This window comes from Streptomyces sp. NPDC040718 (genome assembly GCF_055593565.1).
This window is the reverse complement of record NZ_JBVIXO010000009.1, coordinates 19,588-43,739: the sequence shown is the minus strand read 5'-3', so window position 1 is coordinate 43,739 and position 24,152 is coordinate 19,588. Positions and strand designations below refer to the sequence as shown.

The window sequence follows — 24,152 nt, the reverse complement described above, 5'->3', positions numbered from 1 at the left end:
ACTTCTGCGGGCGAAATCACGTCCTGGATGTCGACAAATCCACAAGGTCGGCGCTACGGGAGGCTCCGGAGGGTCCTTCGGGGGACCCTCCGGCGGACGTTCAGGAGCCGCTGCCGCCGCTGCCGGCGGCGTCCCCGATGGAGCCGACGAAGTCGACGATGTCGGTGCCCCAGCTCCAGACCTGGTCCCACCAGCCCTTGCCGGTGCCGATCCACTCCTGGAGCGGGGTGAGCTCCCAGACCAGCCAGCCGCCCACGAAGAGCAGCAGGATCAGCACCAGGCAGCCCTTGAGGCAGCCGAGGCCCGGGATCCGGACCGGGTTGGCGCTGCGGCGGCGCGGCTCGCGCGGCGGCCGGGGCTCGCGCGGGGCCTGCTGCTGCGGCCGGCGCTGCTGCCGCGCGGGAGGCGGCTGCGGCGGCTGCTGCTGGGGCGGAGGCTGGGGCTGGCGGTACTGCGGCTGCTGCTGGGGCGGCTGCGGCTGCTGGTACTGCTGGGGCTGGTAGTGCTGCGGCGGCTGCTGCGCGTACTGCTGCGGCGGAGGCTGCGGCTGGTACTGCTGCTGCGGCTGGTGCTGCGGCGGCGCCTGGCGGTACTGCTGCTGCCGGGGCGGCTGCTGCGGGGGCGGCGGCACCTGCGGGGCCTGGCGCTGGGGGCGGCGGCGCAGCGGGTCCTCGGCGGGGTCGAGGTAGTGCATCTGCGTCTGCTCGTTGCGGTCGCGCGCGGCCCGCATCTGCGACTGCCAGGGGTGCGCCGCGTCGGGCTGCTGCACCGGGGGCATCACGGAGGTCGGGTCGGGCGCACCGCCGGGGGCGCCGGTCGTGGCCGGCAGCACGGTGGTGGCGTCGGCGCCGCCGACGGGCGGGAGCACGCTCGTCATGGCGTTCGGGTCGTACGCGTTCGGGTCGTACGCCTCGGCCTGCGCGGTGGCGGCGGAGCCGGGGGCGACCGGGGCGCCGGGGACCGGGGCGGGCGAGGGGTCGGGCGCGAGGAGGGCGGCGACGCCGAGGGCGGCCTCGACCTCGTCGGGCGAGGAGTGCACGCGGATGCCGGAGGCGACCACGCGCAGGCCGCGGGCCAGGGACTCGGCGCTGGGGCGCTCCCCGGGCTCCTTGCGCAGGCAGTGCTCGATGACGATCCACAGCGCCTCGGGCACGGAGGGGGGCCGCTGCGGCTCCTCGCTGAGGTGGCGGTGGAGGACTTCGAGCGCGGTGCCGCCGGCGAACGGCGGGCGGCCGGTGACCAGCTCGTAGAGGAGGATGCCGGCGCCGTAGATGTCGACGGCGGAGGTCTGCGGGCGCCCCTCGGCGGACTCGGGGGCCACGTAGGCGGGGGTGCCGACGAACTCGTGGGTGCGGGTCAGGCCCGGGGAGTCTGCCAGGCGCGCGATGCCGAAGTCGGTGAGCATCGGCTTCATCTGGCCGTTGGTCTCGTCGAGCAGCACGTTGGCGGGCTTCAGGTCGCGGTGGACCACTCCGTCGGCGTGGCTGGCGGCGAGCGCGTCCGCGATCTGGGCTGTCAGCAGGCTCGCGGCGACCGGGCTGAAGGGGCCGTTCTGCCGGATGTACTTGTGCAGGTCCGGGCCGTCGATGAGGTCCATGACCAGGGCGAGCAGGTCGCCCTCGACGACGAGGTCGCGGGTGCGCACGATGTTGGGGTGCGTCAGGCGGAGCAGGACGGAGCGCTCGCGCAGGAAGCGCATGACGATGTCCGCGTCCTGGGCCAGCTCCTCCTTGAGGACCTTGATGGCCACGGTCTCGCCGGGCTGGCCGGCGACGGCGGCCTCCGCGCCGGCGGTCTCCCGCTGGCGGGCGCGCCAGACGGTGCCCGTGGCGCCGCGTCCGAGCGGCTCCTCGAGCAGGTACTTGCTGCCGACTGGCCGCACGTCTCGCGCTCCCTGCTGTCGTCTTTCCGGCTGATTCCGCCGAGTGGGTTTCCGGCCCAACTCTAGGGGGTGTCCCGGTGGAAGACGCGGGTCGGCGGAGGTTGGTTGCCGCACATATGTGCGAAGGGTGAGTTTTGTGGGGTATGCCGGGGGCTCATTTCCCCGGTTTTCCCCCGACGGGGTGGCCGCATTCGTACCGGTGGGTGAACCGCGCCACCCGAATCCAAGATCATTTATTGGCGGGTGCCGGGCGTGTTGCGGGCGACAGGTGCGAGGATGCACCCGTACGGAACGGCCGGGACGGGAGCCCTGCCTTCCGGCAGACCTGAACGGACGAGGCGTCCGTGCCGGGCGGGGGGTCGATCGGGCGGGGCAGCTGCCGCCGTCCCCCTGCGGGCGCACGCACGCACCGCGCACTGCGCTCCGCGCAGAAGGGACCGCTGACGGCGATGCAGATCCGGCTGACCGTCCTCGGGTCGCGCAGCGGCCACCAGGCCGCCACCGCGCCCGCCGGCTGTGACGTGCTCGTCACCGCGCCCGCCGGGACCGCGCTCGCCGCGGTGGCCTCCGGACTCGCCGCGGCCGCGGGCGGCCCCGACACCGGAGGCACGGTCGTCCTGTACGCCGGTTCGCGCCGCCTCGACCCCCAGCGCGCCGTACTCGGCGAACCGCCCCTGGTGGACGGCGCGGTGCTGCACCTGCACGTCCCCGGACCGGACACCGCCGCCGTCCCGTCCGCCGACGGCCCCGGCACCCCGCAGCTGCACGTGGTGGCCGGACCCGACGCGGGCGGCGTCCACCTGCTGCACGCCGGGTCCGTGCGGATCGGGCGCTCGGCGGACGCCGACGTGCCGCTCGACGACCCGGACGTGTCACGGCTGCACTGCGCGGTGACCGTGCTGGCGGACGGCCGGGTCACCGTCGCCGACCTCGGCTCGACGAACGGCACCGTCCTGGACGGCGCCGACGTCGGCGCCGCGTCGGTCCCGCTGGCGCCGGGCGCGCTGCTGCGGATCGGCGAGTCCACGCTCCGGCTCGCCCCGGCGGGCGGCGAGCCCGCGCTGGTGGTCGTCCCGGACCTGGAGGGCCACCTCGGCCTGCCGGGCGCCTCCGGCGGCGGCGCGGGGGCCGACGGCGCCCCCGGCGGAACGCAACCGGACGCGGGCCCGCACGCCCCCGGCGGCCGTACGGGCCCGGAGGCCCCGGCCGCCCCGCGGGGTCCTTCGCCCCACCCCGCCCCGGGGCCCCGCCCCGACGCCGCCGGGCCCGAGGCCGACCCCGGTACCGACCCGGACGGCGGCGCCAGGCCGCGCCGGCGCGGCGGTATCGGCGCCTGGGCCCGCAAGTGGGTGCGCGGCGACGAGGACGCCCCCGGGCAGCCGGCCGAACCCGAGGCGCCCGCGCAGGCCGCTCCCGACGAGGACGACCCGGCGGCGGTGCTGCTGGCGGCGCTCGGGCCCACCGGGCGGCTGTGGTCGCGCGGGGCCGGGGACCCCCGGTTCCTGGAGGCGGGGCTCGGCGCGGGCAGCCGGGTGTCGTTCCCCGAGTGCGGCTCGCTCGGCGTCGCCGGGCCCCGGGCGCGGCTCACGGGGGTGGCCCGTTCGGTGGTCGCCCAGCTCGCCGGACTGCACTCGCCGGCCCGGCTGGAGATCGTCCTGCTGGCCGCCGACCGCGCCCGGCCCGTGGCGGAGCGCCGCCGCGACTGGGGCTGGCTCGGCTGGCTGCCCCACGTACGGCCGGCGCACGGCCAGGACTGCCGGCTGCTGCTCGCGTACGACCGCGACCAGGCGTCCGCCCGCACCGCCGAGCTGACCCGGCGGCTGGAGGACGGCCCGCTCGGCACCGGCTGGGCCGCCGCCGACCCCGCGGCGCTGCGGCAGGCCGCCGCCGCGTACGAGGGCCCGCGCACGCTCGTCGTCCTGGACGGCGACCCGGGCAGCGCGGCCCTGCGCGACCTCACCGGACGGCTCGCCTCGCACGGCACCGCGGCCGGCGTCCACCTCCTCGTGCTCGCGGAGACCCCGGCCGCCACCGCCGCCTCCCCGGTCGCGGCGACCTACGAGACGGCCTGCGCCGCCACCCCGGCGTTCCGCGACTGCGGCCGGTTCGCCCTGCTCAGCGGCGACGTGGCCACGGCCGTACGCAGCTTCGCGGTCAGCGGCGGCCGCCCCGCCGCGGCGGGCCGCACGGCGGTGGCCGACGGGGTCTCGGCGGCCTGGGCGGAGCGGTTCGCCCGGGCCCTGGCCCCGCTCCGCGCGGAGGGCGCCCAGCCCGGCGGCGGCGCGTCCCGCCCGGCCGCGGCCACCCTCCCGGCGGCGTCGCGGCTGCTGGACGAACTGGGCCTGGCCCGTGCCACCCCGGCCTCCCTGATGGCCCGCTGGGCGGAAGCCACCGACCAGGGGCAGGGCGTCGGCGGCCTGGCGGAGATCGTCCTCGGCACCGGCCGGCGCGGGCCGGTCGGAGCCGAGCTGGTCCACGACGGCCCGCACCTGCTCGTGGAGGGTCCGGCCGGGAGCGGCCGGACGGAGCTGCTGCGCTCCATCGCCGCCTCCCTGGCCGCCGCGGCCCGCCCCGACCGCCTCGGCCTGCTCCTCCTCGACGGCGCCGGCGGCGAGCGCGGCGACGGCCTCCTGCCGTGCACGGAACTCCCGCACGTGTCGGCCCACCTCGTGGCCTCGGACCCGCTGCGCATGCGGGAGTTCGCGCAGGCCCTCGGGGCCGAGCTCAAGCGCCGCCACGAGCTGCTGGACGGCGTCCCCTTCACCGAGTGGCACGCCCGCCGCGAGCTCTCCGACCGGATGGTCTCGCCCCGCCGGCCGGCCCCCGGCGAGCTGAACGGGGACATCGACTCGCCGCGCACCGGAACCCTGCGGCTGCGCGCGGCCGCCACCCGCACCGAGCCGGCGGCGGGGCCGACCCCGCTGCCCCGGCTGGTGCTGCTGGTCGACGACTTCGACGCGCTGGTGGCCCCGGCGCTGGGCAGCCCGGGCCGGCCGGCCGCCGGTTCGGTGGTGCGGATCCTGGAGGGGGTGGCCCGGGAGGGCACCCGGCTGGGCGTGCACCTGGTCGTGGCCAGCGCCCGCCCGGAGCGGACCGCCGAGACCGAGGCGGCCCGGCTGGCGACGCTGCGGGTGGAGCTGGACGCGCCCGACCGGCCGGGGCCGGGCCGGGGACGGCTGCTGTACGCCGACGGGCGTGCGGTGCCCTTCCAGGCGGGCCGGGTCACCGGCCGGATCCCGCGCACCGCGACCCTGAGGCCGACCGTGGTTCCGGTGGAGTGGGAGCGGATGGGCGACCCGCCGGCCCGCCGGCCGGTGCGCGAGCTGGGCAACGGGCCCACCGACCTCGCGCTGCTGGCCAGTGCCCTCGACCGGGCCTCCCACCTGGTCTCGGCGATACCGGTGCCGTTCCCCCAGGCCCCCTGACCCGCCCCGGACCGCCGCCGCGCGCTATTGCGGGGGTGCGCTGGTCGGCGTAGACCTTGTGGCACGCGGCACACCACGGGCACGACGGCATCGGGGGCGAGACCATGCGGGCACAGCACGGAACCGGCCACACGAAACGCACGGCGGCAAGAGTCTGGGCGGCACTGGCCGCGGCGGGCGCGCTCGCGCTCACCGCCTGCGGCGGCGGGGGCGGTGACGGCGGCGGTACGGGCGGGTCCACACCGTCCGGGCAGCAGAGCGCGCACACCGTCGAATTACCGAAGCTGCCCGGCGAGAAGCTGGAGGTCGCGGCGGTCTGGACGGGAGCCGAGCAGGCGAACTTCACGAAGGTGCTGAAGGAGTTCGAGAAGCGGACGGGGGCGAGCGTCACCTTCGTCCCGGCACAGGACCCGATCGTCACCTTCCTCGGCACGAAGATCGCGGGCGGTCAGCCGCCGGACGTCGCGCTGCTCCCCCAGGTCGGGGCGCTGGCGGCGGCGGTGCAGAACAAGTGGGCGCAGCCGGTGGGCCCGGAGGCGGCGGCGCAGCTGGAGAAGAACTACTCGCCGGGCTGGCGGAAGCTGGGCGCGGTGGACGGCACCCAGTACGGCGTCTACTACAAGGCGGCCAACAAGTCGCTGGTCTGGTACAACGCGAAGGCCTTCGAGGCGGCGGGCGTGAAGCCCCCGGCGACCTGGAAGGACTTCCTCTCGGTCGCCGACACGCTCTCGGCGTCGGGCACCGCGCCGGTGTCGGTGGCGGGCGCGGACGGCTGGACCCTCACGGACTGGTTCGAGAACGTCTACCTCTCGCAGGCGGGTCCGGAGAAGTACGACCGGCTGGCCCGGCACGAGATCAAGTGGACGGACGACAGCGTCAAGCAGGCGCTGACCGCCCTGGGGCAGCTGTTCGCCCGCAAGGACTTCCTGGCGGGAGGTCCGGGCGGGGCGCTGGCGACGGAGTTCCCGAAGTCGGTGACGCAGACCTTCACGGGCGGGGACCGGCCGGCGGCGGCGATGGTCTTCGAGGGTGACTTCGTGGCCGTGAACATCGCGCAGACGAAGGCGAAGGTGGGTGAGGACGCGCTGGTCTTCCCCTTCCCGGCGGTCGGTGCGAAGGCTCCGGTGGTGTCGGGCGGTGACGTGGCGGTGGCGCTGAAGCCGGGGAAGGGCGCGCAGGCGCTGCTGACGTTCCTGGCGTCGGCGGACGCGGCGGCGATCCAGGCCCGGGAGGGCGGGTTCGTCTCGCCGAACAAGGCGGTGGACTTCGCCGCGTACCCGAACGACATCCAGCGGGGCATCGCGAAGGCGCTGATCGCGGCGGGCGACGACTTCCGCTTCGACATGTCGGACCAGGCTCCGGCGACCTTCGGCGGGACGCCGGGCACCGGCGAGTGGAAGGCCCTCCAGGACTTCCTGGCGAACCCGTCGGACGTGGCGGGGACCCAGGAGAGGCTGGAGGCGGAAGCGGCCAAGGCATGGGGGCACCTCCCACCGGTAGGTGGGGGAGGGAACTAGCCGTGGCGGCGCAGGCCAGGGCCGGGGCCCGGCCCCGGGCGCACCGCAAGGACGTGACGCGCCGGCGGCTGGTCGCGGCGGCGTTCCTGCTGCCCGCCCTGGTGCTGCTGGGGGCGCTCGTGGTGCAGCCCATCGGCTACTCCCTCTACCGCAGCCTCTTCGACCGCTCCGGCGACACCTTCGTCGGGGCGGGCAACTACCGGGAGATCCTGAGCGACCCGGTGATCCGCACGGCCCTGCGGAACACGGCCGTGTGGGTGGTGTTCGCCCCGGCGACGGCGACCGCGCTGGGGCTGGTCTTCGCGGTGCTGACGGAGCGGGTGCGCTGGGGGACGGCGTTCAAGCTGCTGGTGTTCATGCCCATGGCGATCTCGATGCTGGCGGCGGGCATCATCTTCCGGCTCGTGTACGACCACGACCCGCAGCGGGGCGTGGCCAACGCGGTGTGGGTCGGGGTGCACGACACCTTCGCGGAGTCCTCCGCCTTCCCGGGGGCCCGTCCCGGCCGGGACTCCCCGCTGGAGCCCGCAGCCGGCGGCGCCCTGGTGACGCGGGGCACGGTACGGGCGGGCGAGCCGGTGCTGCTCCCGCTGGTCGGGGTGGCGCCGGAGGCCCTGCCCGCGGGGACGCGTACGGCGGGCGGCGCCGGGCCGGTGCCGGGGAAGGTGACCGGCACCGTCTGGCAGGACTTCACCCGGGGCGGCGGCGGGCTGCCGAACGTGGTCGACGCGGCGGAGTCGGGCCTGTCCGGGATGCGGGTGGAGGCGGTGAAGGACGGCCGGGTGGTGGCTTCGGCGACGGCCGGCCCGGACGGCACCTTCACGCTGCCCGGCGAGGCGGACGGGGCGCGGCTGCGGCTTCCGGCGTCGAACTTCCGGGCGGCGTACGCGGGGGTGGAGTGGCTCGGTCCGGTGCTGGTGACCCCGGCGGTGATCGGGGCGTACGTGTGGATGTGGGCCGGGTTCTCGATGGTGCTGATCGGGGCGGGGCTGGCGGCGGTGCCGCGCGAGCTGCTGGAGGCGGCGCGGGTGGACGGGGCCGGGGAGTGGCAGGTGTTCCGCCGGATCACGGTGCCGCTGCTGGCGCCGGTGCTGGTGGTGGTCCTGGTGACGCTGGTCATCAACGTGATGAAGGTGTTCGACCTGGTGTTCGTGATCGCGCCGGGCGCGGTGCAGGACGACGCGAACGTGCTCGCGCTCCAGCTGTACCGGACGTCCTTCGGGACGGACGCCGATCCGGGGCTCGGCAGCGCCATCGCGGTGCTGCTGCTGGTGCTGGTGGTGCCGGTGATGCTGCTGAACATCCGCCGGATGCGGAAGGAGGCCTCCCGATGAGCGCCCGACCGAGCACCCCGGCGGGCAGTCGGCCGAGCAGCCGGACGAGCACCGCGGCGAACGTCGTGCGGCGGCTGGCGGGGAGCGTGCTGCTGCGCGTCTTCCTCGTCCTGGCCGGGCTGTTCTGGCTGCTGCCCACGCTCGGGCTGCTGGTGTCCTCCCTCCTCTCCCCGGACGACCTGAACCGCGGCGGATGGTGGCGGGCGCTGACCGAGCCCTCGCGGCTGACCGCGTCCAACTACGCGCGCCTGCTGGAGAACGACACCATCACCGGCTCGCTGCTGAACACGGTGGCGATCGCCGTCCCGGCGACGCTGCTCGTCCTCACCCTCGGCGCGTTCGCCGGCTACGCCTTCGCGTGGCTGGAGTTCCCGGGCCGGGACTGGCTGTTCCTGGTCGTGGTGGGGCTGCTGGTGGTCCCGGTGCAGGTGGCACTGATCCCGGTGTCGGAACTCTTCGGCTCCATCGGCCTGTTCGAGACCACGGCGGGGGTGGTGCTGTTCCACACCGCGTTCGGGCTGCCGTTCGCGGTGTTCCTGCTGCGGAACTTCTTCGCGGAGATCCCGCGCGAGCTGCTGGAGGCGGCCCGGCTCGACGGGGCGGGCGAACTGCGGCTGTTCGCTCGGGTGGTGCTGCCGCTGGGCGGTCCGGCGATCGCCTCGCTCGGCATCTTCCAGTTCCTGTGGGTGTGGAACGACATGCTGGTCGCGCTGGTCTTCGCCGACTCGGCGCACCCGCCGGTCACGGTGGCGCTCCAGCAGCAGGTGCGGCAGTTCGGGAACAACATCGACGTGCTGGCGCCCGGCGCGTTCCTGTCGATGGTGGTGCCGCTGCTGGTCTTCTTCGCCTTCCAGCGGCAGTTCGCGACGGGGGTGATGGCCGGCGCCGTCAAGTAACCCACGGCCACCGGGACGGCCGCGTCCGACATGGGGTGTTGACGCTGCGTAACCCGAATGCCGCACGCAGCGTAACCCGATCGCCGCGCGCGTGGTTCCTGGGCAATATGCCCGCGCCGACCCCTGGATGTGCCGTGCCCCGGTTCAGCGTCATCGTGCCCGCGTACAAGGTTCAGGCGTACCTCCAGGAGAGCCTGGACTCGGTCCTGTCCCAGTCCTACCCGGATCTGGAACTGATCGCGGTCGACGACGCCTCCCCGGACGCCTGCGGTTCGATCATCGACGAGTACGCGGCCCGCGACCCCCGGGTCACGGCGGTGCACCTGGCGCACAACCTGGGCCTGGGCCCGGCCCGCAACGCGGGTCTGGCCCGGGCCACCGGCGACTACCTGCTCTTCCTCGACGGCGACGACACCCTCGCCCCCGGCGCCCTCCAGGCCGTCACCGACCGGCTCAAGGCCACCGGCTCCCCCGACGTCCTGGTCTACGACTACGCGCGCACCTTCTGGACCGGCGAGACCGTCCGCAACCGCCTGGCCCACCGGCTGTCCGAGGAGGGACCCGCCAGCTTCCGCCTCGCCGACCGCCCGGCCCTGCTCGGCATGCTGATGGTGGTGTGGAACAAGGCGTACCGCCGCGAGTACGTGGAGCGGGAGGGCCTGGAGTTTCCGCCCGGCTTCTACGAGGACACCCCCTGGACCTATCCGGCGCTGCTGGCCGCCGAGTCCGTGGCCGTCCTGGACCGGGTCTGCGTCCACTACCGCCAGCGCCGGACCGGTTCGATCCTGACCACCACCAGCCGGCGCCACCTCGACATCTTCGACCAGTACGACCGGGTCTTCGGCCACCTCGCCGCCCGCCCCGAGCTGGACCGCTGGCGCCCCGCGGTGCACCGGCGGATGGCCGAGCACTTCTGCGCCGTGTACGCGGACCCGCGCCGCCTCCCGCGCGCCGCCCGCGCCGAGTTCTTCGCGCGGGCCTCGGCCCTGCTGCGCCGCCACCGCGTCCCGGGCGGCCCCGCGTCCCTGCCGCTGTCGCTGTCCCGCACCGACCGGCTCCGGCACGCCCTGATGCGGCTGGGCGTCCGGCGCGCGTACGGGCTGGCCTCGGCCGTCCGCTCGGGGGCCCTGGCCGCGGGCCGCGCCGGGTCGGCGCTGTGGCGGGGGCTGCGCGAGAGCGCCCTGCGGCTGCACTACCGCGTCCAGCGGCTGCTCCCGCTGCGGCCCGAGCTGGCGGTGTTCTCCGCGTACTGGCACGGCGGCTACGCCTGCAACCCGGCGGCGATCGAGGCGAAGCTGCGCGAGCTGGCCCCGCGCATGCGCACGGCGTGGATCTGCGACCCCCGCCACGCCCCGACCCTGCCGCCCGAGACGACGCTGCTGCGGCCGGGCTCGGCCGCGTACTGGAGCGCCCTGGCGCGGGCCGGGTACCTGACCACGAACGTCAACTTCGACCGCGCCCTGGTCAAGCGGCCCGGCCAGATCCTGCTCCAGACGCAGCACGGCACCCCGCTCAAGAGGGTCGGCCTCGACCTCCAGGACCGTCCGGCGGCCGCCCCGACCACGGACTTCGAGGGGCTGCTGCGCGGCGCCGACCAGTGGGACTACCTGCTCTCCTCCAACCGCCACTCCACCCTGGTGTGGGAGAAGGCCGTGCCCGCCTCCTACACGACACTGGAGTACGGCTACCCCCGCAACGACCCCTTCCACCGGGCCGGCCAGGAGGAGGTGCTGGCCCTGCGCGAGCGCCTGGGCATCGCCCCCGGCACCACCGCGATCCTGTACGCCCCGACCCACCGCGACTACCGGCGCAGCCGGCCCGAGCACCTGGACTTCGAGCGGGTCCTGCGGGACCTGGGCCCGCGCTTCACGATCCTCACCCGCGCCCACCTGACGTACGCGGACACCCCCTCCGCCCGCGACCCGCACCCGAGGCTCCTGGACGTCTCCGCCCATCCGTCGGTGGAGGAGCTGTGCCTCGCCTCGGACGCGCTGGTCACGGACTACTCGTCCCTGATGTTCGACTACGCGGCGCTGGACCGGCCGATCGTGATCCACGCCGACGACTGGGAGGCGTACGAGGCCGCCCGCGGCACCTACTTCGACCTGCGCTCCTGTCCCCCGGGCGCGATCGCCCGCACCGAGGACGAGCTCGTGGACATCTTCGCCACCGGCCACTGGCAGGGCTCCCGCTCGGCGCAGCTGCGCGCCGCGTTCCGCTCGCGCTTCTGCTCGTACGACGACGGGCACGCGGCGGAGCGCGTGGTCCGCCGCGTCTTCCTGGGCCAGCCCGCCCCGGTCCCGGCGATCACCCCGCTGGAGGACCGCCGTCCCGCCCCCGCGGCCTCGGCCCCGGACCTGACCCCCCTGTCCGCCGGCCTCTGGCCGTAGACCCCGCGCACCGGCACCCCGACCGGCGGCCGGCCGGCTAGCCGGCCCGCAGTCCCGCCACCACCGAGCGGGCGAGCCCGTCCAGATAGCCCGCCGGCACGGCATCCCGCACGACCACCTGCCGCCAGTACAGCGGCCCGATCGCCAGGTCGAGGGCCCGCTCGGGGGACGCGGACTCCGGCAGCTCCCCCCGGGCGACGGCCTCCGACACGATGCCCTCGGCGAGCCGCCGCTGCCCCTCCAGCAACGCCCCCCGGACCGCTTCGGCGATCTCCGGGTTCCGGGCGGCCTCCACCAGCAGGTCGGGGATGACCGCCGAGGCCACGGGGTGCCGCAGCACGTGTGACATGACCTCCAGGAGGGCGCGTACGTCCCCGTAGAGGGACCCGGTCGCCGGCACCGGGATGCCGTCGGCGGCGACCGCGCCGATCAGGTCGAGCACCAGGTGCAGCTTCGACTTCCAGCGCCGGTACACGGCGGTCTTGCCGACCCCGGCGCGGCGCGCGATGCCCTCGATCGACATCCGGACGAAGCCCACGGCGGCCAGCTCCTCCACCACCGCGGCGCGGATCGCCTCGGTCACGTCCTCGCGCAGGACGGCGGCGCCGGCGGGGGCGCGGCGGGCGGCGGGAGCGGCGGCGGGGTCGTTGGTCATGCACCGAGCATAACGGCGACGACGTCACCCACCCGTCGCGACGATACGGTTGCGTTCCGACGCGGCACGCCCTACTGTCGCCGTAACGACGATACGGACCCGTCCTGTCGTCCGGCGACGCCCGGCCCCTGTCGGGGCGACCCCCGTCGAAAGCGATCCCGTGACCACCGTGACCACCGCGACCCCCGCGCCGCCCTCCCCCGCGGAGCTGGCGGCAGCCCACGGCCTCACCGTCAGCGGCGCCCGCCCCTCCCTGCCCCGCTACGTCGCGCAGCTGTGGAACCGGCGCCATTTCGTGACGGCGTACGCGACCGCCCGGATGCAGGCCACGTACAGCACGGCCAAGCTCGGCCAGGTCTGGCACCTGATGACCCCGCTGCTCAACGCGGCCGTCTACTACTTCGTCTTCGGCATCGTGATGCGCGCCAGCCACGACGTCCCCGACTACGTGCCGTTCCTGATCACCGGCGTCTTCGTCTGGGACTTCATCGGCAGCTCCGTCAACGCCGGCACCCGCGCCGTCCACGGCAACCTCGGCCTGGTCCGCGCCCTGCACTTCCCCCGCGCCAGCCTGCCCATCTCCTCCGTGGTCCAGCTCTTCCAGCAGCTGCTCGTCACCATGGCGGCCCTGGTGGTCCTGCTGCTGGCCTTCGGGCAGACCCCCTCCCCCTCCTGGCTGATCGCGGTCCCGGCGCTCTTCCTGATGGCCGTCTTCTGCGCCGGCTGCGCGATGGTCATGGCCCGCATCGGCAGCAAGAACCCGGACGTCAGCCAGCTGATGCCGTTCGTGCTCCGCACCTGGATGTACTCCTCGGGCGTGATGTGGTCCATCGACACCATGCTCAAGACGGACCACCTGCCGCAGTGGGTCTCGCTGATGCTCAAGACCAACCCGGCGGCCGTCTACATCGACCTGATGCGGTTCGCCCTCATCGACAGTTTCAAGGCGGGCTCGCTCCCGCACCACGTGTGGCCGATCGCCATCGGCTGGGCGCTGCTCGCCGGGGTCGGCGGCTTCGTCTGGTTCTGGAAGGCAGAGGAGGAGTACGGCCGTGGCTGACACCGACAACACCGGCACCCGTGTCCCGACCGTCATCGCGGACGAGGTCCACGTCGTCTACAAGGTGCACGGCGGCGGCCGCAAGGGCGGCGCCACCGCCGCTCTCAGCCGGATCTTCTCCCGCAAGCCCACCCCCGGCGTCCGCGAGGTCCACGCCGTCAAGGGCGTCAGCTTCACCGCCCACAAGGGCGAGGCGATCGGCCTGATCGGCTCCAACGGCTCGGGCAAGTCCACCCTCCTCAAGGCCATCGCCGGCCTCCAGCCGGTGGCCCGGGGCGCGGTCTACTCCCACGGCCAGCCGTCCCTCCTCGGAGTGAACGCCGCCCTGATGAACGACCTCACCGGCGAGCGCAACGTGGTCCTCGGCGGGCTGGCGATGGGCATGACCAGGCAGCAGGTCCGCGAGCGCTACCAGGACATCGTCGACTTCTCCGGCATCAACGAGAAGGGCGACTTCATCTCCCTGCCCATGCGCACGTACTCCTCCGGCATGGGCGCCCGGCTGCGGTTCTCCATCGCCGCCGCCAAGGACCACGACGTCCTGATGATCGACGAGGCCCTCGCCACCGGCGACGCCGCCTTCCAGCGCCGCAGCCAGGCCCGCATCGAGGAACTCCGCGCCCGGGCCGGCACCGTCTTCCTCGTCAGCCACTCCATCGGCACGGTCCGCGAGACCTGCGACCGGGCGATCTGGCTGGAGACGGGCGTCCTGCGCATGGACGGCCCCTCCAAGGAAGTCTGCGACGCCTACGAGGCCTTCACCTCGGGCAACCCTTAGCCCCGCCGACCCAACCAACCCGACGGCCCGACCAGCCCCGCCGGCGTTTGAGGCGCGGGGGTCCGGGGGCAGAGCCCCCGGCAACGCCGCCGCACCCGACGACGCGTACGGGCCGGGCCCGGAACCCCGAGGGGTTCCGGGCCCGGCCCGTACCAGTCACCGGTCGCGCGAGCGACTACGCGTGCGCGCGCAGCAGCGAACGCATCGTCCGCATCGCCACCGACAGGTTCGCCAGGTCGAAGTCGTCCGAACCCCGGATCTCGTCCAGGGTCGTCCGCGCCCGGCCGATGATCGCCGCGTTCTTCTCCTCCCACGCCTTGAAGCGCTCCTCGGGAGTGGAAGAGCCGTTGCCCACGGCCAGCACGTCGGCCGTCAGCGCCGCGTGCGCCGCGAACAGGTCCTCGCGGATCGACGCGCGGGCCATCGACTGCCAGCGGTCGGACCGCGGCAGCTCGATGATGCGGTCCATCAGCTGCGTGATGTCCAGGCGGTCGGCCAGGTCGTAGTACACCTCGGCGACGGACAGCGGGTCCACGCCCGTCCGGTCCGCGATGGCGACGATGTCCAGCGTCGGGAACGCCGACGAGAAGCCGGCCACCTTCGCCGCGAGCTCCTCCGGCACGCCCTCGCCGGTCAGCTCGTCCAGGATCGACTGGTACCACTCCAGGTCCGCGCCGCGCACCAGCTTCGGCAGCTCCGACCAGACCTCCGCCACCCGGGCCCCGAAGAGCTCGATGGTCTCGGTGATCTGGAGCGGCTGCGGCCGGTTGTTCAGCAGCCAGCGCGTACCGCGCTCCACCAGGCGCCGCGAGTGCAACCGCACCCGGGTCTGGACGTCGGCCGGGACCTTGTTGTCCAGCGCCTCGACCGCGTCCCACACCTCGGCCAGGCCGAAGATCTCGCGGGCTGCGAGCTGCGCCCGGACGATCTCCTCCATGGAGGCGCCGGTCTCCTCCCGCAGACGGTGCAGGAAGGTCGAACCACCGGTGTTGACGGTGTCGTTGACCAGCAGGGTGGTGATGATCTCCCGGCGCAGCGCGTGCCCGTCGATCTGCTCCGGGAACTTCGCGCGCAGGGCGCCCGGGAAGTACGCGTGCAGCAGGCGGCGCAGGTACGGGTCGTCCGGCAGCTCGGTGTGGACGAGCTCGTCCGCCACCGTGATCTTGGTGTAGGCGAAGAGGACGGCCAGCTCCGGCTGGGTCAGGCCCCTGCCGGTGTTGAGCAGCTCGCGGATCTGCCGGTCGTTGGGCAGGAACTCCAGCTGGCGGTCCAGCAGCCCGTCCCGGCCCAGGCGGCGCATGAAGCGCTGCTGGGCGTGGAGCAGGCTCGGGGCCTGGGCGGAGCCGTTGGCCAGGGCCGTGTTCTGCGCGTAGTTGTTGCGCAGCACCAGGGAGCCGACCTCGTCGGTCATCTCGGCGAGCAGCTTGTTGCGCTGCTTGACGGTCATGTCGCCGTCCGCGACCACCGCGTTCAGCAGGATCTTGATGTTCACCTCGTGGTCGGAGGTGTCCACGCCCGCGCTGTTGTCGATGGCGTCGGTGTTGACCTTGCCGCCCTCGCCGCCTGCGCCGGTACGGGCGAACTCGATGCGGCCCAGCTGGGTCAGGCCCAGGTTGCCGCCCTCGCCGATGACCTTGGCGCGGACGTCGGAGCCGTTGACGCGGATCGCGTCGTTGGCCTTGTCGCCGACGTCGGCGTGCGTCTCGGCGGTCGCCTTGACGTACGTGCCGATGCCGCCGTTCCACAGCAGGTCCACGGGGGACTGCAGGATGGCCTGCATCAGCTCGGCCGGGGTCATCTTGGTGACGCCCGCCTCGATGCCGAGGGCCGCGCGCATCTGCGCGTTGACCGGGATGCTCTTGGCGCTGCGCGGGTGGATCCCGCCGCCCGCCGACAGCAGCGCGGTGTCGTAGTCCGCCCACGAGGACCGCGGCAGCTCGAACAGGCGCCGGCGCTCCGCGTACGAGGTCGCCGCGTCCGGGGCCGGGTCGATGAAGATGTGCCGGTGGTCGAAGGCGGCGACCAGGCGGATGTGCTCGGACAGCAGCATGCCGTTGCCGAAGACGTCGCCGGACATGTCGCCGACGCCGACGACCGTGAAGTCCTGCGTCTGGGTGTCGTGGCCCAGCTCGCGGAAGTGCCGCTTGACGGACTCCCAGGCGCCGCGGGCGGTGATGCCCATGCCCTTGTGGTCGTAGCCGGCCGAGCCGCCCGACGCGAACGCGTCGCCCAGCCAGAAGCCGTACGACTCCGCGACGCCGTTGGCGATGTCGGAGAAGGTCGCGGTGCCCTTGTCGGCGGCGACGACGAGGTAGGTGTCGTCCTCGTCGTGGCGGACCACGCCCTTCGGCGGCACGACCTCGCCGCCGACCATGTTGTCGGTGATGTCGAGCAGCGCCGAGATGAAGATCTTGTACGAGGCGATGCCCTCGGCGAGCCACGCGTCACGGTCCACCGACGGGTCCGGCAGGTTCTTCGCGACGAAGCCGCCCTTGGCGCCGACCGGCACGATCACCGTGTTCTTGACCATCTGCGCCTTGACCAGGCCGAGCACCTCCGTACGGAAGTCCTCGCGCCGGTCGGACCAGCGCAGCCCGCCCCGGGCGACCTTGCCGAAGCGCAGGTGCACGCCCTCGACGCGCGGGGAGTACACCCAGATCTCGAACGCGGGGCGCGGGGCCGGCAGGTCCGGGATGGCCTGCGGGTCGAACTTCATCGACACGTACGAGTGCTGCTCGCCCGCCTCGTCGAGCTGGAAGAAGTTCGTCCGCAGGGTCGCCTTGATCAGCGTCAGGAAGGAGCGCAGGATGCGGTCCTCGTCGAGCGAGGCGACCTGGTCCAGGGCCCCGTCCAGCTCCTCCAGCATGGCGTCGATCAGCTCGGTGCCGGCGGCCTGGCGGCCCGGCGACATCCGCGCCTCGAAGAGCGAGACCAGCAGGCGCGTGGTGTGGACGTTGTTGCGGAGGGTGTCCTCCATGTAGTCCTGGCTGAAGGTGGAGCCGGCCTGGCGCATGTACTTGGCGTACGCGCGCAGCACGACGGCCTGGCGCCAGGTGAGGCCGGCGCCCAGGACGAGGGTGTTGAAGTTGTCGTTCTCGGCGTCGCCGGTCCACACGGCCGCGAAGGCCTCCTGGAACCGCTCGCGCGCGTCGTCGCCGAGGTAGGCGTCCCCGTTGCCCGTGGACAGCGGCATCCGCAGACCGAAGTCGTAGATCCAGGCGCTGACCCGGTCGCTGCGGCGCAGCTCGTACGGCCGCTCGTCGGTGACCTCGACGCCCAGGCGCTGGAGGACCGGCAGGACCGCGGAGAGGGAGACCTGCTCACCCGTGCGGTAGATCTTGAAGCGGCGCTCGCCGGGGCCCGCGCCGACGGGCTCGTACAGCGACAGCGCGAAGGGGCGCTCGCTGGCGGAGAGCTTCTCCAGGTGGCACAGGTCGGCCACGGCCGCACGCGGCGAGTGGTCGGCCTTGTAGCCCTCGGGGAAGGAGGTGCCGTACTTGCGGCTCAGCTCGGCCGCGCGCTCCTCGCCCAGCTCGGCCGTCAGCGCCTCGCCGAAGCCGTCGGCCCACGAACGGGCCGCCTCGACCAGGCGGGCCTCGACGCGCTCGACGTCGGCGTCGGTCAGCAGGGGCAGCTCGGTGCCCTGCGGGACGCGGACGACGAAGTGGATGCGGGAGAGGATCGACTCGGTGTTCCAGGCGGTGAAGTCGACGCTGGTGCCGCCGAGCTCCTCCTTCAGGATGTCCATCAGGCGCAGCCGGACACCGGTGGTGAAGCGGTCGCGCGGCAGGTACACGAGCGCCGAGTAGTAGCGGCCGTACTCGTCCTGGCGCAGGTACAGCCGCAGCCGGCGGCGCTCCTGGAGGTACAGCACGGACGTGGCGATCTCGCGGAGCTTGTCGACCGGGGTCTGGAACAGCTCGTCGCGCGGGTAGGTCTCCAGGATCTGGAGCAGGTCGCGGCCGTCGTGGCTGGACGGCGAGAAGCCGGCGCCCTCCAGGACCTCGGACACCTTGCGGCGGATCACCGGGACGCGGCGCACCGACTCGGTGTACGCGGCGGAGGAGAACAGGCCGAGGAAGCGGCGCTCGCCGACGACGTTGCCGTCGGCGTCGAACTTCTTCACGCCCACGTAGTCGAGGTACGAGGGGCGGTGCACGGTGGCGCGGCTGTTGGCCTTGGTCAGCACCAGCAGGCGGTGCTCGCGGGCCTTGGCGCGGGCGTCGGCGGGCAGCCGGTTGAAGGACGGCGAGACGGGGTGCGCGTCCTCCTGCCCGTGGTGGACCGGGTCGGAGCGCAGGATGCCGAGGCCGGTGCCGGGCACGGCGGACAGGGCGTCGCCGTCGACGAGGTCGTACTCGCGGAAGCCGAGGAAGGTGAAGTGGTCGTCGGCCAGCCAGCGCAGCAGCTCGCGGGCCTCTTCGAGCTCGTACTCGCGCAGGTCCGGCGCGGTGGGCTCGTTCAGCAGGTCGTCGGCGATGCGCAGCGCGGCGTCGCGCATCTTCTCCCAGTCCTCGACGGCCTCGCGGACGTCGGACAGGACGCGCAGCAGGTCTCCGGTGATCTGCTTGAGGTCGGCCTTGTCGGTCTCGCGGTCGATCTCGACGTGGATCCAGGACTCGACGAGGGAGTCGTGGGGGCGCGCGGTCTTGGGACCGTGGGCGTCGCAGTCGGGGCCGAGGATCTCGATCAGCTTGCCGGTGACGTCACGGCGCACGACGACCTGCGGGTGGATCACGACGTGGATGCCGCGGCCCTGGCGGGACAGCTCGTTCGTCACGGAGTCCACGAGGAACGGCATGTCGTCCGTCACGACCTCGACGACCGAGTGGCTGGAGGTCCAGCCGTTCTCCTCGACCGTGGGGGTGTGGACCCGGACGTTCGCGGTGCCCTGCGGCCGGATCTCGGCGAGCCGGTAGTGGGAGAGCGCCGCGCCGAACACGTCGACCGGGTCCCGGTCGGCGAGGTCCTCGGGGGCGGTGTGCAGGTAGTAGCGCTGGAGGTAGGAGAGCGTCGTGCCCTGATCGGGGCGCTCACCGTGCTCGGACCCAGTCGGAAGTAGCCCCCCGGCCGGGCTGTTCTCAGCTACCCGTGCCGCCCGCGCGAGCAGCTCGGCCTTTGCTTCGTCCAGCTTGGTCTGCATGTCCTCTGGCTCCTGTCGCGCGCCATTGCGTGACGTAGGTGGTGAAGGAAGGAATGACAAAGCGCCGCGATGAGGCGGGATGTCCGTCCGGATCGGTTTTCGACGCCGCGGCGTCGGGAGAGCCGCCGGGGAAGGCTTCGACCGTGATCGACAGGTCCCGGCGGCGGGGATCAGCGAAGGCCCGGCCGCGGAGACGCGCCGGGCGCGGGTCGGGGGCGTCAGTGCCCCCGATGACTATCGCGCTGATCACGGGTACAAGGCTATCTCGCCCCACCCCCCGGTCGTCATTCACTGCATCTGTACAAAACGGGGGCAAAACCTGGACAGTCTGGCCAGAGGCTTGGCCGGAACGGTCCGTTACCGGCCTATCCAGCCAGCTCACGGGCCATGGCGACGGCCTCGGTGAGGCTGTCCACGACCGGGACCCCGGCGGACTCCAGGCTGGCGCGGCTGTGCGACCCGCCCGTGTACAGAACGGCGTGTGCCCCTACGTGCCGCGCGGCCGTCGCATCGTCCACGGCGTCCCCCACCAGGACCGTACGGAGGGCGGTCACACCGGCTGCCTCCAGTGCGGCCATATGGCGTACGAGGTGCCCCGCCTTGGAGGTGTGCGAGGGCCCGGTGCGCCCGTCGACGCGCAGGAAGTGCCCCTCGATGCCGTACTCGCGGACCAGCGGCACGAGCTTGTCGTGGGGCGCGAGGGACAGCAGGGACTGGGTGAGCCCGTCCGCCTGCCAGCCCCGCAGCAGCTCCCGCGCCCCCTCGGCGAGCCCGGCGTCCTCGGCGGCGGCCCAGTAGTGGCGGTGGAAGGCCTCGTCCATCACGACCCATTCGGCGTCCGTGGGCAGGCGGCCCATCAGCCGCTCGTAGAACCTCGGCACCGGTACGACGTACAGCTCGCGGTACCGCTCCAGCGTGATCGGGTCGAGGCCCAGCTCGGCGAAGGAGGCGTTGGTCGCGGTTATGACGGCGTCGATGTCGTGGAGCAGGGTGCCGTTCCAGTCCCACACGATGTGGGCTCCACCGGTCTTCGTCCCGGTGTTCATCCCAGCAGCCCCGGGATCTCCTGGACCCCGAACCACAGCAGCTCGTGGTCGTCGGCGCCGTCCACGGTGAACTGCGCGTCGTCGTCCCCGGCGTCGGCGGCCGCGAGGGCCCCGGCGGCGGCCGCGACGTCGGCCTCGGCGTCATCGGCGTCGGCGTGCACGGCGGCGGCCACCTTCAGCCGCACGGCGGCCGCGAGGGTGACCTGCCCGAGCGTGGCCTCGTCCAGCCCGGGCACGGCGGTGGCGGCCTTGTCGTCGACGTCGACCGCGACGACGACCCGCCTGCGCGGGGCTGCCGCGTCGGCGGCCAGCAGGCGCAGCGAGGCGAGGGCGGCCCGGCTGAGGGCGGCGTACTCCAGCTCCTCGATGTCGTCCGACACGTACCACTCGCGCAGCCCGGGCGTGACGGCGTACGCAAGGAGCGGGGCGGGCCCCAACTCCCCCGCCTTGTGCACCTCGGCGAGCCCGGGAAGGGTCAGGGGGACGTACACGCGCATGGCCGGCTGCTTTCGGTAGTCGGAAACGCCCTCAGGATACGACCCGGCCCCGGAACGGGACCTACGGCCTCGGGCCCCGCACCTCCACCGCCGCGCACCGCCAGCGCCGGTCGGGGCCCTGCTCCAGCCGGAACGCCATCGCCGAGACCCGGTCCCCCGTCGCGATGCGGGCGAAGGCCTCGATCACCCCGGGGCCGGGGTGGAAACGGCCGCAGTGGCGCAGCACCGGGCGCAGCCGGTTGCGCAGCGGCCCGGTGGGGGCGAGGGTGACCAGCTGCTCGTACGCCTCCCCCACGGTGAGGCCGAGCAGCGAGTGGACGGGGCGCTGGCCGCTCAGCACCGCCAGCAGGCGCTCCGCGAACCAGTCGTGGGGGGCCGGCCGGCGCACCTGCCGCGGCGCCCCCGCCGGCCGCCGCTGGTCCCGCCGCCCGGCGGGCCGGCTCCGGCCGGCCCCGCCGGGCCTGCTGCGACTGCCCTCGCCGCCAACCGTGCCGCGCGTGGTGGTGTCCATGGCGATTCCCCCGATCAGACCGAGCCCGGCGGTACCAGGCGGTACCAGGCGGTAACTTGATGCGGGTTTTCTACGACCGCCGAACACGCTCCGCAACCGCCGCAGGCCCTCGCAGCCCACCCCGCCGAGGTTCACCTATCCGTGTGGCAACCCCCCACCCCAGAGCCCCCGAGCGCCCCCGCAACGCGCCTCAGGTGGACGCCTGGACCCCCGCCACGAAGAGCTCGATGGAGTACCTCCGAATCACCCTCCCGGCCCCACTCCGCCCCGCGTCGGCGGGGGTGCGCCGGTCACTCTCCGCAGGCGTGGCACTCGCGGTGGAGGCTCGGCGGCGGGCAGACGGGGGAGGCGGCTGCCCACCGGCCTCCCCGTCTGCGGGCCGGTGGGGTGGGGGGGGCGGTACCCCCTCGGGCGGCCTCACAGCCGGTTTGGGGGTTTCCCGTCAGTCCCATCGTCCTTCCGTGTCGTGCCGGTCCCTCAAGGGCGCTCCTTCGTCGCGTCGCTGCGCGATGTCGCTTCGCTCCACCCTTGACCGACCGACCCGCCCCGGAAAGCCGAAAGACTGACGGGAAACCCCCAAAAGAACGGCACGGTCCACGGCCGGAGGGGCGGCCGTTTCAGAGATCAGGCGAGGGGCCGGGCGTCGGCCGGCCGGGCATCCGGGCCCTCAAGAGCCGAGATTCCGGGCCGGGGCGCGACTATGCGCACGACAGGCTGATGAGAGCGACCTGCGGAGCCCCCAAGCGCATCAGATCGCTACGCGCTCCTCATATCTCAGCGTCCGCCGACCGCCCGTGGCCGATACCCGCACCAGAGGACGAACAGAACAGCCCAGGAGGCGCACGGGCGCGTCAGATCGCTACGCGCTTCTCCCGTCTCGGCGGCCGACTGCCGTCCGGGGCTGGTCGTAGGCGGGTTCGACGTTGGCGACCGCGGTGGTGAACTCACGGCCGGAGGCGCCCCGGATGTAGGCCAGCTCCATCCAGCGCTCGATGCCGGTGTCGGAGACGTTCTCGTTGATCACCGCCATCAGGACGCCTTCGACGCCGGACGCGATGTCGCGCACGCGTCGGCGGAGGAGCCGGTGCGGCACGTACTCGTAGCACTCACTCATCGGACGCCGCCTCGAAGGAGGCGAGGAAGCGTGCCCAGCCGGCCTGTGCGCGGTTGAGTAGTTCCGAGCTCGGCTCGATTGCCGCGACGGGCCTCACCGGGAGGGTGTCGTCGTCGGTGCTGGTGAGGCAGGACGCTGCCCGACGGACGGGAATCTGGCACACGATGGCCACTCCTCTAAAGAGGCTAAACTCCTCCACTCATGTACATGAGTGACATGAAGAAGAATGGCCCGACTCCTATACATGAGTCAACCCGCTGTGAAGTTCAAGTCACAGCGGGTTGTGGGCGGTGGTGGCTGTCAGTCGGTTGCCGGGATGCGGAACTCGAAAACGAACTGGTCAGCTGCCATGAGTGTGTCGCAGACCTCCACGACGCGACCTGCGTCCGTGACCGCGTTCCTCAGCAGGTGCACCACCGTGGCGCCGGGACTCAAGGCCAGCTCCGACGCCTCGGCCTTCGCGGCAGGCCGCGCCTGGAGCGTCTCCACGAACTCGGCGAAGATGTGGCCGTGTTCTTCGAGGCGGGCGTAGATGCCGCCGCCTCCGGGGTTCTCGGCGAAGAGTTCCGGGATGTCGCGCACCACGTCCCACGGCAGGTAGGACGTCGCGGTTTCCACAGGAGTGCCGTTGCGGAAGTACAAGCGGCGGCGCGCCAGCACCTGCGTTCCCACGTCCACGCCGAGACGCTCAGCGATCGTCTCCGGGGCCTCGACCGGCCCGATGTAGACGATGCTGACCTTCGCGGCGGCCCCGGACCGCTCCGACTCGGCAAGGTAGGCGGCCTTGCCGCCTTGCCGGAGCGAGCGGCGGAAACGATCCGATGACCGGTGGCGCACCGGCGGCCGGTCCTTCACGTAGGAACCCTTGCCGTGCCGGGTGTCCACGAGGCCGCTGGCGCGGATCTCCAGCATTGCCTTGCGGACGGTCCCGCCCGAGACGCCGTAACGCTCGACCATCTCGGCCTCACTGGGCACCTGGTCTCCCGGTTTCAGGACGCCGGCGCGAACCTGCCGGACGATGTCCTCGGCGACCTGCAAGTACCGGGGGACGGCCTTGCCTCCTCCTGCAGCTGCTCCCATGGTCCTTCGCTTCCTCCTATGCTCATGTACATGAGTAACAGCGTTCCGTCGGACAGGTCAACGCCACGTCATTCCGTGTCGGTTGCCGGGGTGGTGGTGCGTGATGACGGCCGACTGCTGGCCATCCGCCGAGCCGACAACGGGACGTGGGAGCCTCCGGGCGGAGTGCTGGAGCTGGCGGAAGCCCCTGAAGACGGCGTGCGGCGGGAAGTGCTGGAGGAAACCGGCATCCTCGTCGAGGTGGACCGGCTGACCGGCGTGTATAAGAACGTCACGGCGGGAGTCGTGGCATTGGTCTTCCGTTGCAAGCCTTCCGGCGGCACAGAACGCCTCTCCGGCGAAAGCACGGCAGTCCAGTGGCTCACACCCGACGAGGCGGCCGCGCGGATGTCCGAGGTCTACGCCATCCGACTCCTGGACGCCCTCGACGACAACAGCCCCCACGTGCGGAGCCATGACGGACGTCAACTGCTCACAGACCAGCCCCGGACGGCAGTCGGCCGCCGAGACGGGAGAAGCGCGTAGCGATCTGACGCGCCCGTGCGCCTCCTGGGCTGTTCTGTTCGTCCTCTGGTGCGGGTATCGGCCACGGGCGGTCGGCGGACGCTGAGATATGAGGAGCGCGTAGCGATCTGATGCGCTTGGGGGCTCCGCAGGTCGCTCTCATCAGCCTGTCGTGCGCATAGTCGCGCCCCGGCCCGGAATCTCGGCTCTTGAGGGCCCGGATGCCCGGCCGGCCGACGCCCGGCCCCTCGCCTGATCTCTGAAACGGCCGCCCCTCCGGCCGTGGACCGTGCCGTTCTTTTGGGGGTTTCCCGGCAGTC

Annotated in this window: 16 protein-coding genes; 8 read left to right on the top strand and 8 right to left on the bottom strand. The window is 73.2% G+C overall.

Going from position 1 to position 24,152, the window contains the following annotated elements; all coding sequences use genetic code 11:
* Positions 1–100: 100 nt before the first annotated feature.
* Positions 101–1,882: a serine/threonine-protein kinase gene (locus ACZ597_RS22385; RefSeq protein ID WP_471332833.1), complete on the bottom strand. Its 1,782-nt coding sequence runs from the start codon at positions 1,880–1,882 to the stop codon at positions 101–103.
* A 449-nt stretch (positions 1,883–2,331) separates the two neighbouring features.
* Here ACZ597_RS22385 and ACZ597_RS22380 point away from each other — a divergent pair, with 449 nt between their 5' ends.
* The 5 genes from ACZ597_RS22380 (at position 2,332) to ACZ597_RS22360 (ending at position 11,444) form a co-directional block, all read left to right on the top strand.
* Entirely contained in the window at positions 2,332–5,307 is a 2,976-nt protein-coding gene (locus ACZ597_RS22380; RefSeq protein WP_471332831.1) for an FtsK/SpoIIIE domain-containing protein, read from the top strand.
* Positions 5,308–5,411: 104 nt separating this feature from the next.
* Positions 5,412–6,824, top strand: coding sequence for an ABC transporter substrate-binding protein (locus ACZ597_RS22375; protein ID WP_471332828.1), 1,413 nt, complete (start codon positions 5,412–5,414; stop codon positions 6,822–6,824).
* Positions 6,785–8,158 carry a carbohydrate ABC transporter permease gene (locus ACZ597_RS22370; protein WP_471332825.1) on the top strand — a complete coding sequence of 458 codons (1,374 nt, stop codon included), beginning with the start codon at positions 6,785–6,787 and terminating at the stop codon, positions 8,156–8,158. The genes ACZ597_RS22375 and ACZ597_RS22370 overlap by 40 nt, the downstream gene beginning before the upstream one ends.
* Positions 8,155–9,054: a carbohydrate ABC transporter permease gene (locus tag ACZ597_RS22365; protein ID WP_471332823.1), complete on the top strand. Its 900-nt coding sequence runs from the start codon at positions 8,155–8,157 to the stop codon at positions 9,052–9,054. The genes ACZ597_RS22370 and ACZ597_RS22365 overlap by 4 nt, the downstream gene beginning before the upstream one ends.
* Before the next feature lie 134 nt (positions 9,055–9,188).
* Positions 9,189–11,444: a bifunctional glycosyltransferase/CDP-glycerol:glycerophosphate glycerophosphotransferase gene (locus ACZ597_RS22360; RefSeq protein WP_471332820.1), complete on the top strand. Its 2,256-nt coding sequence runs from the start codon at positions 9,189–9,191 to the stop codon at positions 11,442–11,444.
* Between the two features lie 37 nt (positions 11,445–11,481).
* Here the strand turns inward: ACZ597_RS22360 and ACZ597_RS22355 are convergent, their stop codons facing one another.
* Positions 11,482–12,099: a TetR/AcrR family transcriptional regulator gene (locus tag ACZ597_RS22355; RefSeq protein WP_471332818.1), complete on the bottom strand. Its 618-nt coding sequence runs from the start codon at positions 12,097–12,099 to the stop codon at positions 11,482–11,484.
* A 160-nt stretch (positions 12,100–12,259) separates the two neighbouring features.
* On the opposite strand from ACZ597_RS22355, the gene ACZ597_RS22350 reads away from it, so the two are divergent.
* Together ACZ597_RS22350 and ACZ597_RS22345 are read left to right on the top strand one after the other, a co-directional pair.
* Positions 12,260–13,159 (top strand): ABC transporter permease, encoded by a 900-nt coding sequence (locus tag ACZ597_RS22350; protein ID WP_471332815.1) that lies wholly within the window; start codon positions 12,260–12,262, stop codon positions 13,157–13,159.
* Positions 13,152–13,937 (top strand): ABC transporter ATP-binding protein, encoded by a 786-nt coding sequence (locus ACZ597_RS22345; RefSeq protein WP_471332812.1) that lies wholly within the window; start codon positions 13,152–13,154, stop codon positions 13,935–13,937. The genes ACZ597_RS22350 and ACZ597_RS22345 overlap by 8 nt, the downstream gene beginning before the upstream one ends.
* Before the next feature lie 175 nt (positions 13,938–14,112).
* Here the strand turns inward: ACZ597_RS22345 and ACZ597_RS22340 are convergent, their stop codons facing one another.
* The 6 genes from ACZ597_RS22340 to ACZ597_RS22315 form a co-directional block, all read right to left on the bottom strand.
* Entirely contained in the window at positions 14,113–19,080 is a 4,968-nt protein-coding gene (locus ACZ597_RS22340) for an NAD-glutamate dehydrogenase (RefSeq protein ID WP_471332810.1), read from the bottom strand.
* 365 nt (positions 19,081–19,445) lie between these two features.
* Positions 19,446–20,126, bottom strand: a complete 681-nt coding sequence (locus tag ACZ597_RS22335) for an HAD family hydrolase (RefSeq protein WP_471332807.1) — start codon at positions 20,124–20,126, stop codon at positions 19,446–19,448.
* A complete protein-coding gene (locus ACZ597_RS22330) occupies positions 20,123–20,623 on the bottom strand; it encodes a DUF6912 family protein (RefSeq protein WP_471332805.1) in 501 nt (166 codons plus the stop codon). Before ACZ597_RS22330 ends, ACZ597_RS22335 begins: the two co-directional genes overlap by 4 nt.
* A gap of 61 nt (positions 20,624–20,684) precedes the next feature.
* Positions 20,685–21,134: an Rv3235 family protein gene (locus tag ACZ597_RS22325; RefSeq protein ID WP_471332802.1), complete on the bottom strand. Its 450-nt coding sequence runs from the start codon at positions 21,132–21,134 to the stop codon at positions 20,685–20,687.
* Between the two features lie 859 nt (positions 21,135–21,993).
* Positions 21,994–22,248, bottom strand: a complete 255-nt coding sequence (locus ACZ597_RS22320; protein WP_471332799.1) for a hypothetical protein — start codon at positions 22,246–22,248, stop codon at positions 21,994–21,996.
* A 300-nt stretch (positions 22,249–22,548) separates the two neighbouring features.
* A complete protein-coding gene (locus ACZ597_RS22315; RefSeq protein WP_471332797.1) occupies positions 22,549–23,328 on the bottom strand; it encodes a GntR family transcriptional regulator in 780 nt (259 codons plus the stop codon).
* A gap of 18 nt (positions 23,329–23,346) precedes the next feature.
* Here ACZ597_RS22315 and ACZ597_RS22310 point away from each other — a divergent pair, with 18 nt between their 5' ends.
* Positions 23,347–23,853 carry an NUDIX hydrolase gene (locus ACZ597_RS22310; protein WP_471332794.1) on the top strand — a complete coding sequence of 169 codons (507 nt, stop codon included), beginning with the start codon at positions 23,347–23,349 and terminating at the stop codon, positions 23,851–23,853.
* The last annotated feature ends 299 nt before the right edge of the window (positions 23,854–24,152 follow it).

What these genes read in the sequence shown, in the direction of transcription:
- ACZ597_RS22380 (WP_471332831.1), top strand. Translation starts at nt 2,332, where the DNA reads ATGCAGATCCGGCTGACCGTCCTCGGGTCGCGCAGCGGCCACCAGGCC.
- ACZ597_RS22375 (WP_471332828.1), top strand. Translation starts at nt 5,412, where the DNA reads ATGCGGGCACAGCACGGAACCGGCCACACGAAACGCACGGCGGCAAGA.
- ACZ597_RS22370 (WP_471332825.1), top strand. Translation starts at nt 6,785, where the DNA reads ATGGGGGCACCTCCCACCGGTAGGTGGGGGAGGGAACTAGCCGTGGCG.
- ACZ597_RS22365 (WP_471332823.1), top strand. Translation starts at nt 8,155, where the DNA reads ATGAGCGCCCGACCGAGCACCCCGGCGGGCAGTCGGCCGAGCAGCCGG.
- ACZ597_RS22355 (WP_471332818.1), bottom strand. Translation starts at nt 12,099, where the DNA reads ATGACCAACGACCCCGCCGCCGCTCCCGCCGCCCGCCGCGCCCCCGCC.
- ACZ597_RS22340 (WP_471332810.1), bottom strand. Translation starts at nt 19,080, where the DNA reads ATGCAGACCAAGCTGGACGAAGCAAAGGCCGAGCTGCTCGCGCGGGCG.
- ACZ597_RS22335 (WP_471332807.1), bottom strand. Translation starts at nt 20,126, where the DNA reads ATGAACACCGGGACGAAGACCGGTGGAGCCCACATCGTGTGGGACTGG.
- ACZ597_RS22330 (WP_471332805.1), bottom strand. Translation starts at nt 20,623, where the DNA reads ATGCGCGTGTACGTCCCCCTGACCCTTCCCGGGCTCGCCGAGGTGCAC.
- ACZ597_RS22325 (WP_471332802.1), bottom strand. Translation starts at nt 21,134, where the DNA reads ATGGACACCACCACGCGCGGCACGGTTGGCGGCGAGGGCAGTCGCAGC.
- ACZ597_RS22320 (WP_471332799.1), bottom strand. Translation starts at nt 22,248, where the DNA reads ATGAGTGAGTGCTACGAGTACGTGCCGCACCGGCTCCTCCGCCGACGC.
- ACZ597_RS22315 (WP_471332797.1), bottom strand. Translation starts at nt 23,328, where the DNA reads ATGGGAGCAGCTGCAGGAGGAGGCAAGGCCGTCCCCCGGTACTTGCAG.
- ACZ597_RS22310 (WP_471332794.1), top strand. Translation starts at nt 23,347, where the DNA reads ATGCTCATGTACATGAGTAACAGCGTTCCGTCGGACAGGTCAACGCCA.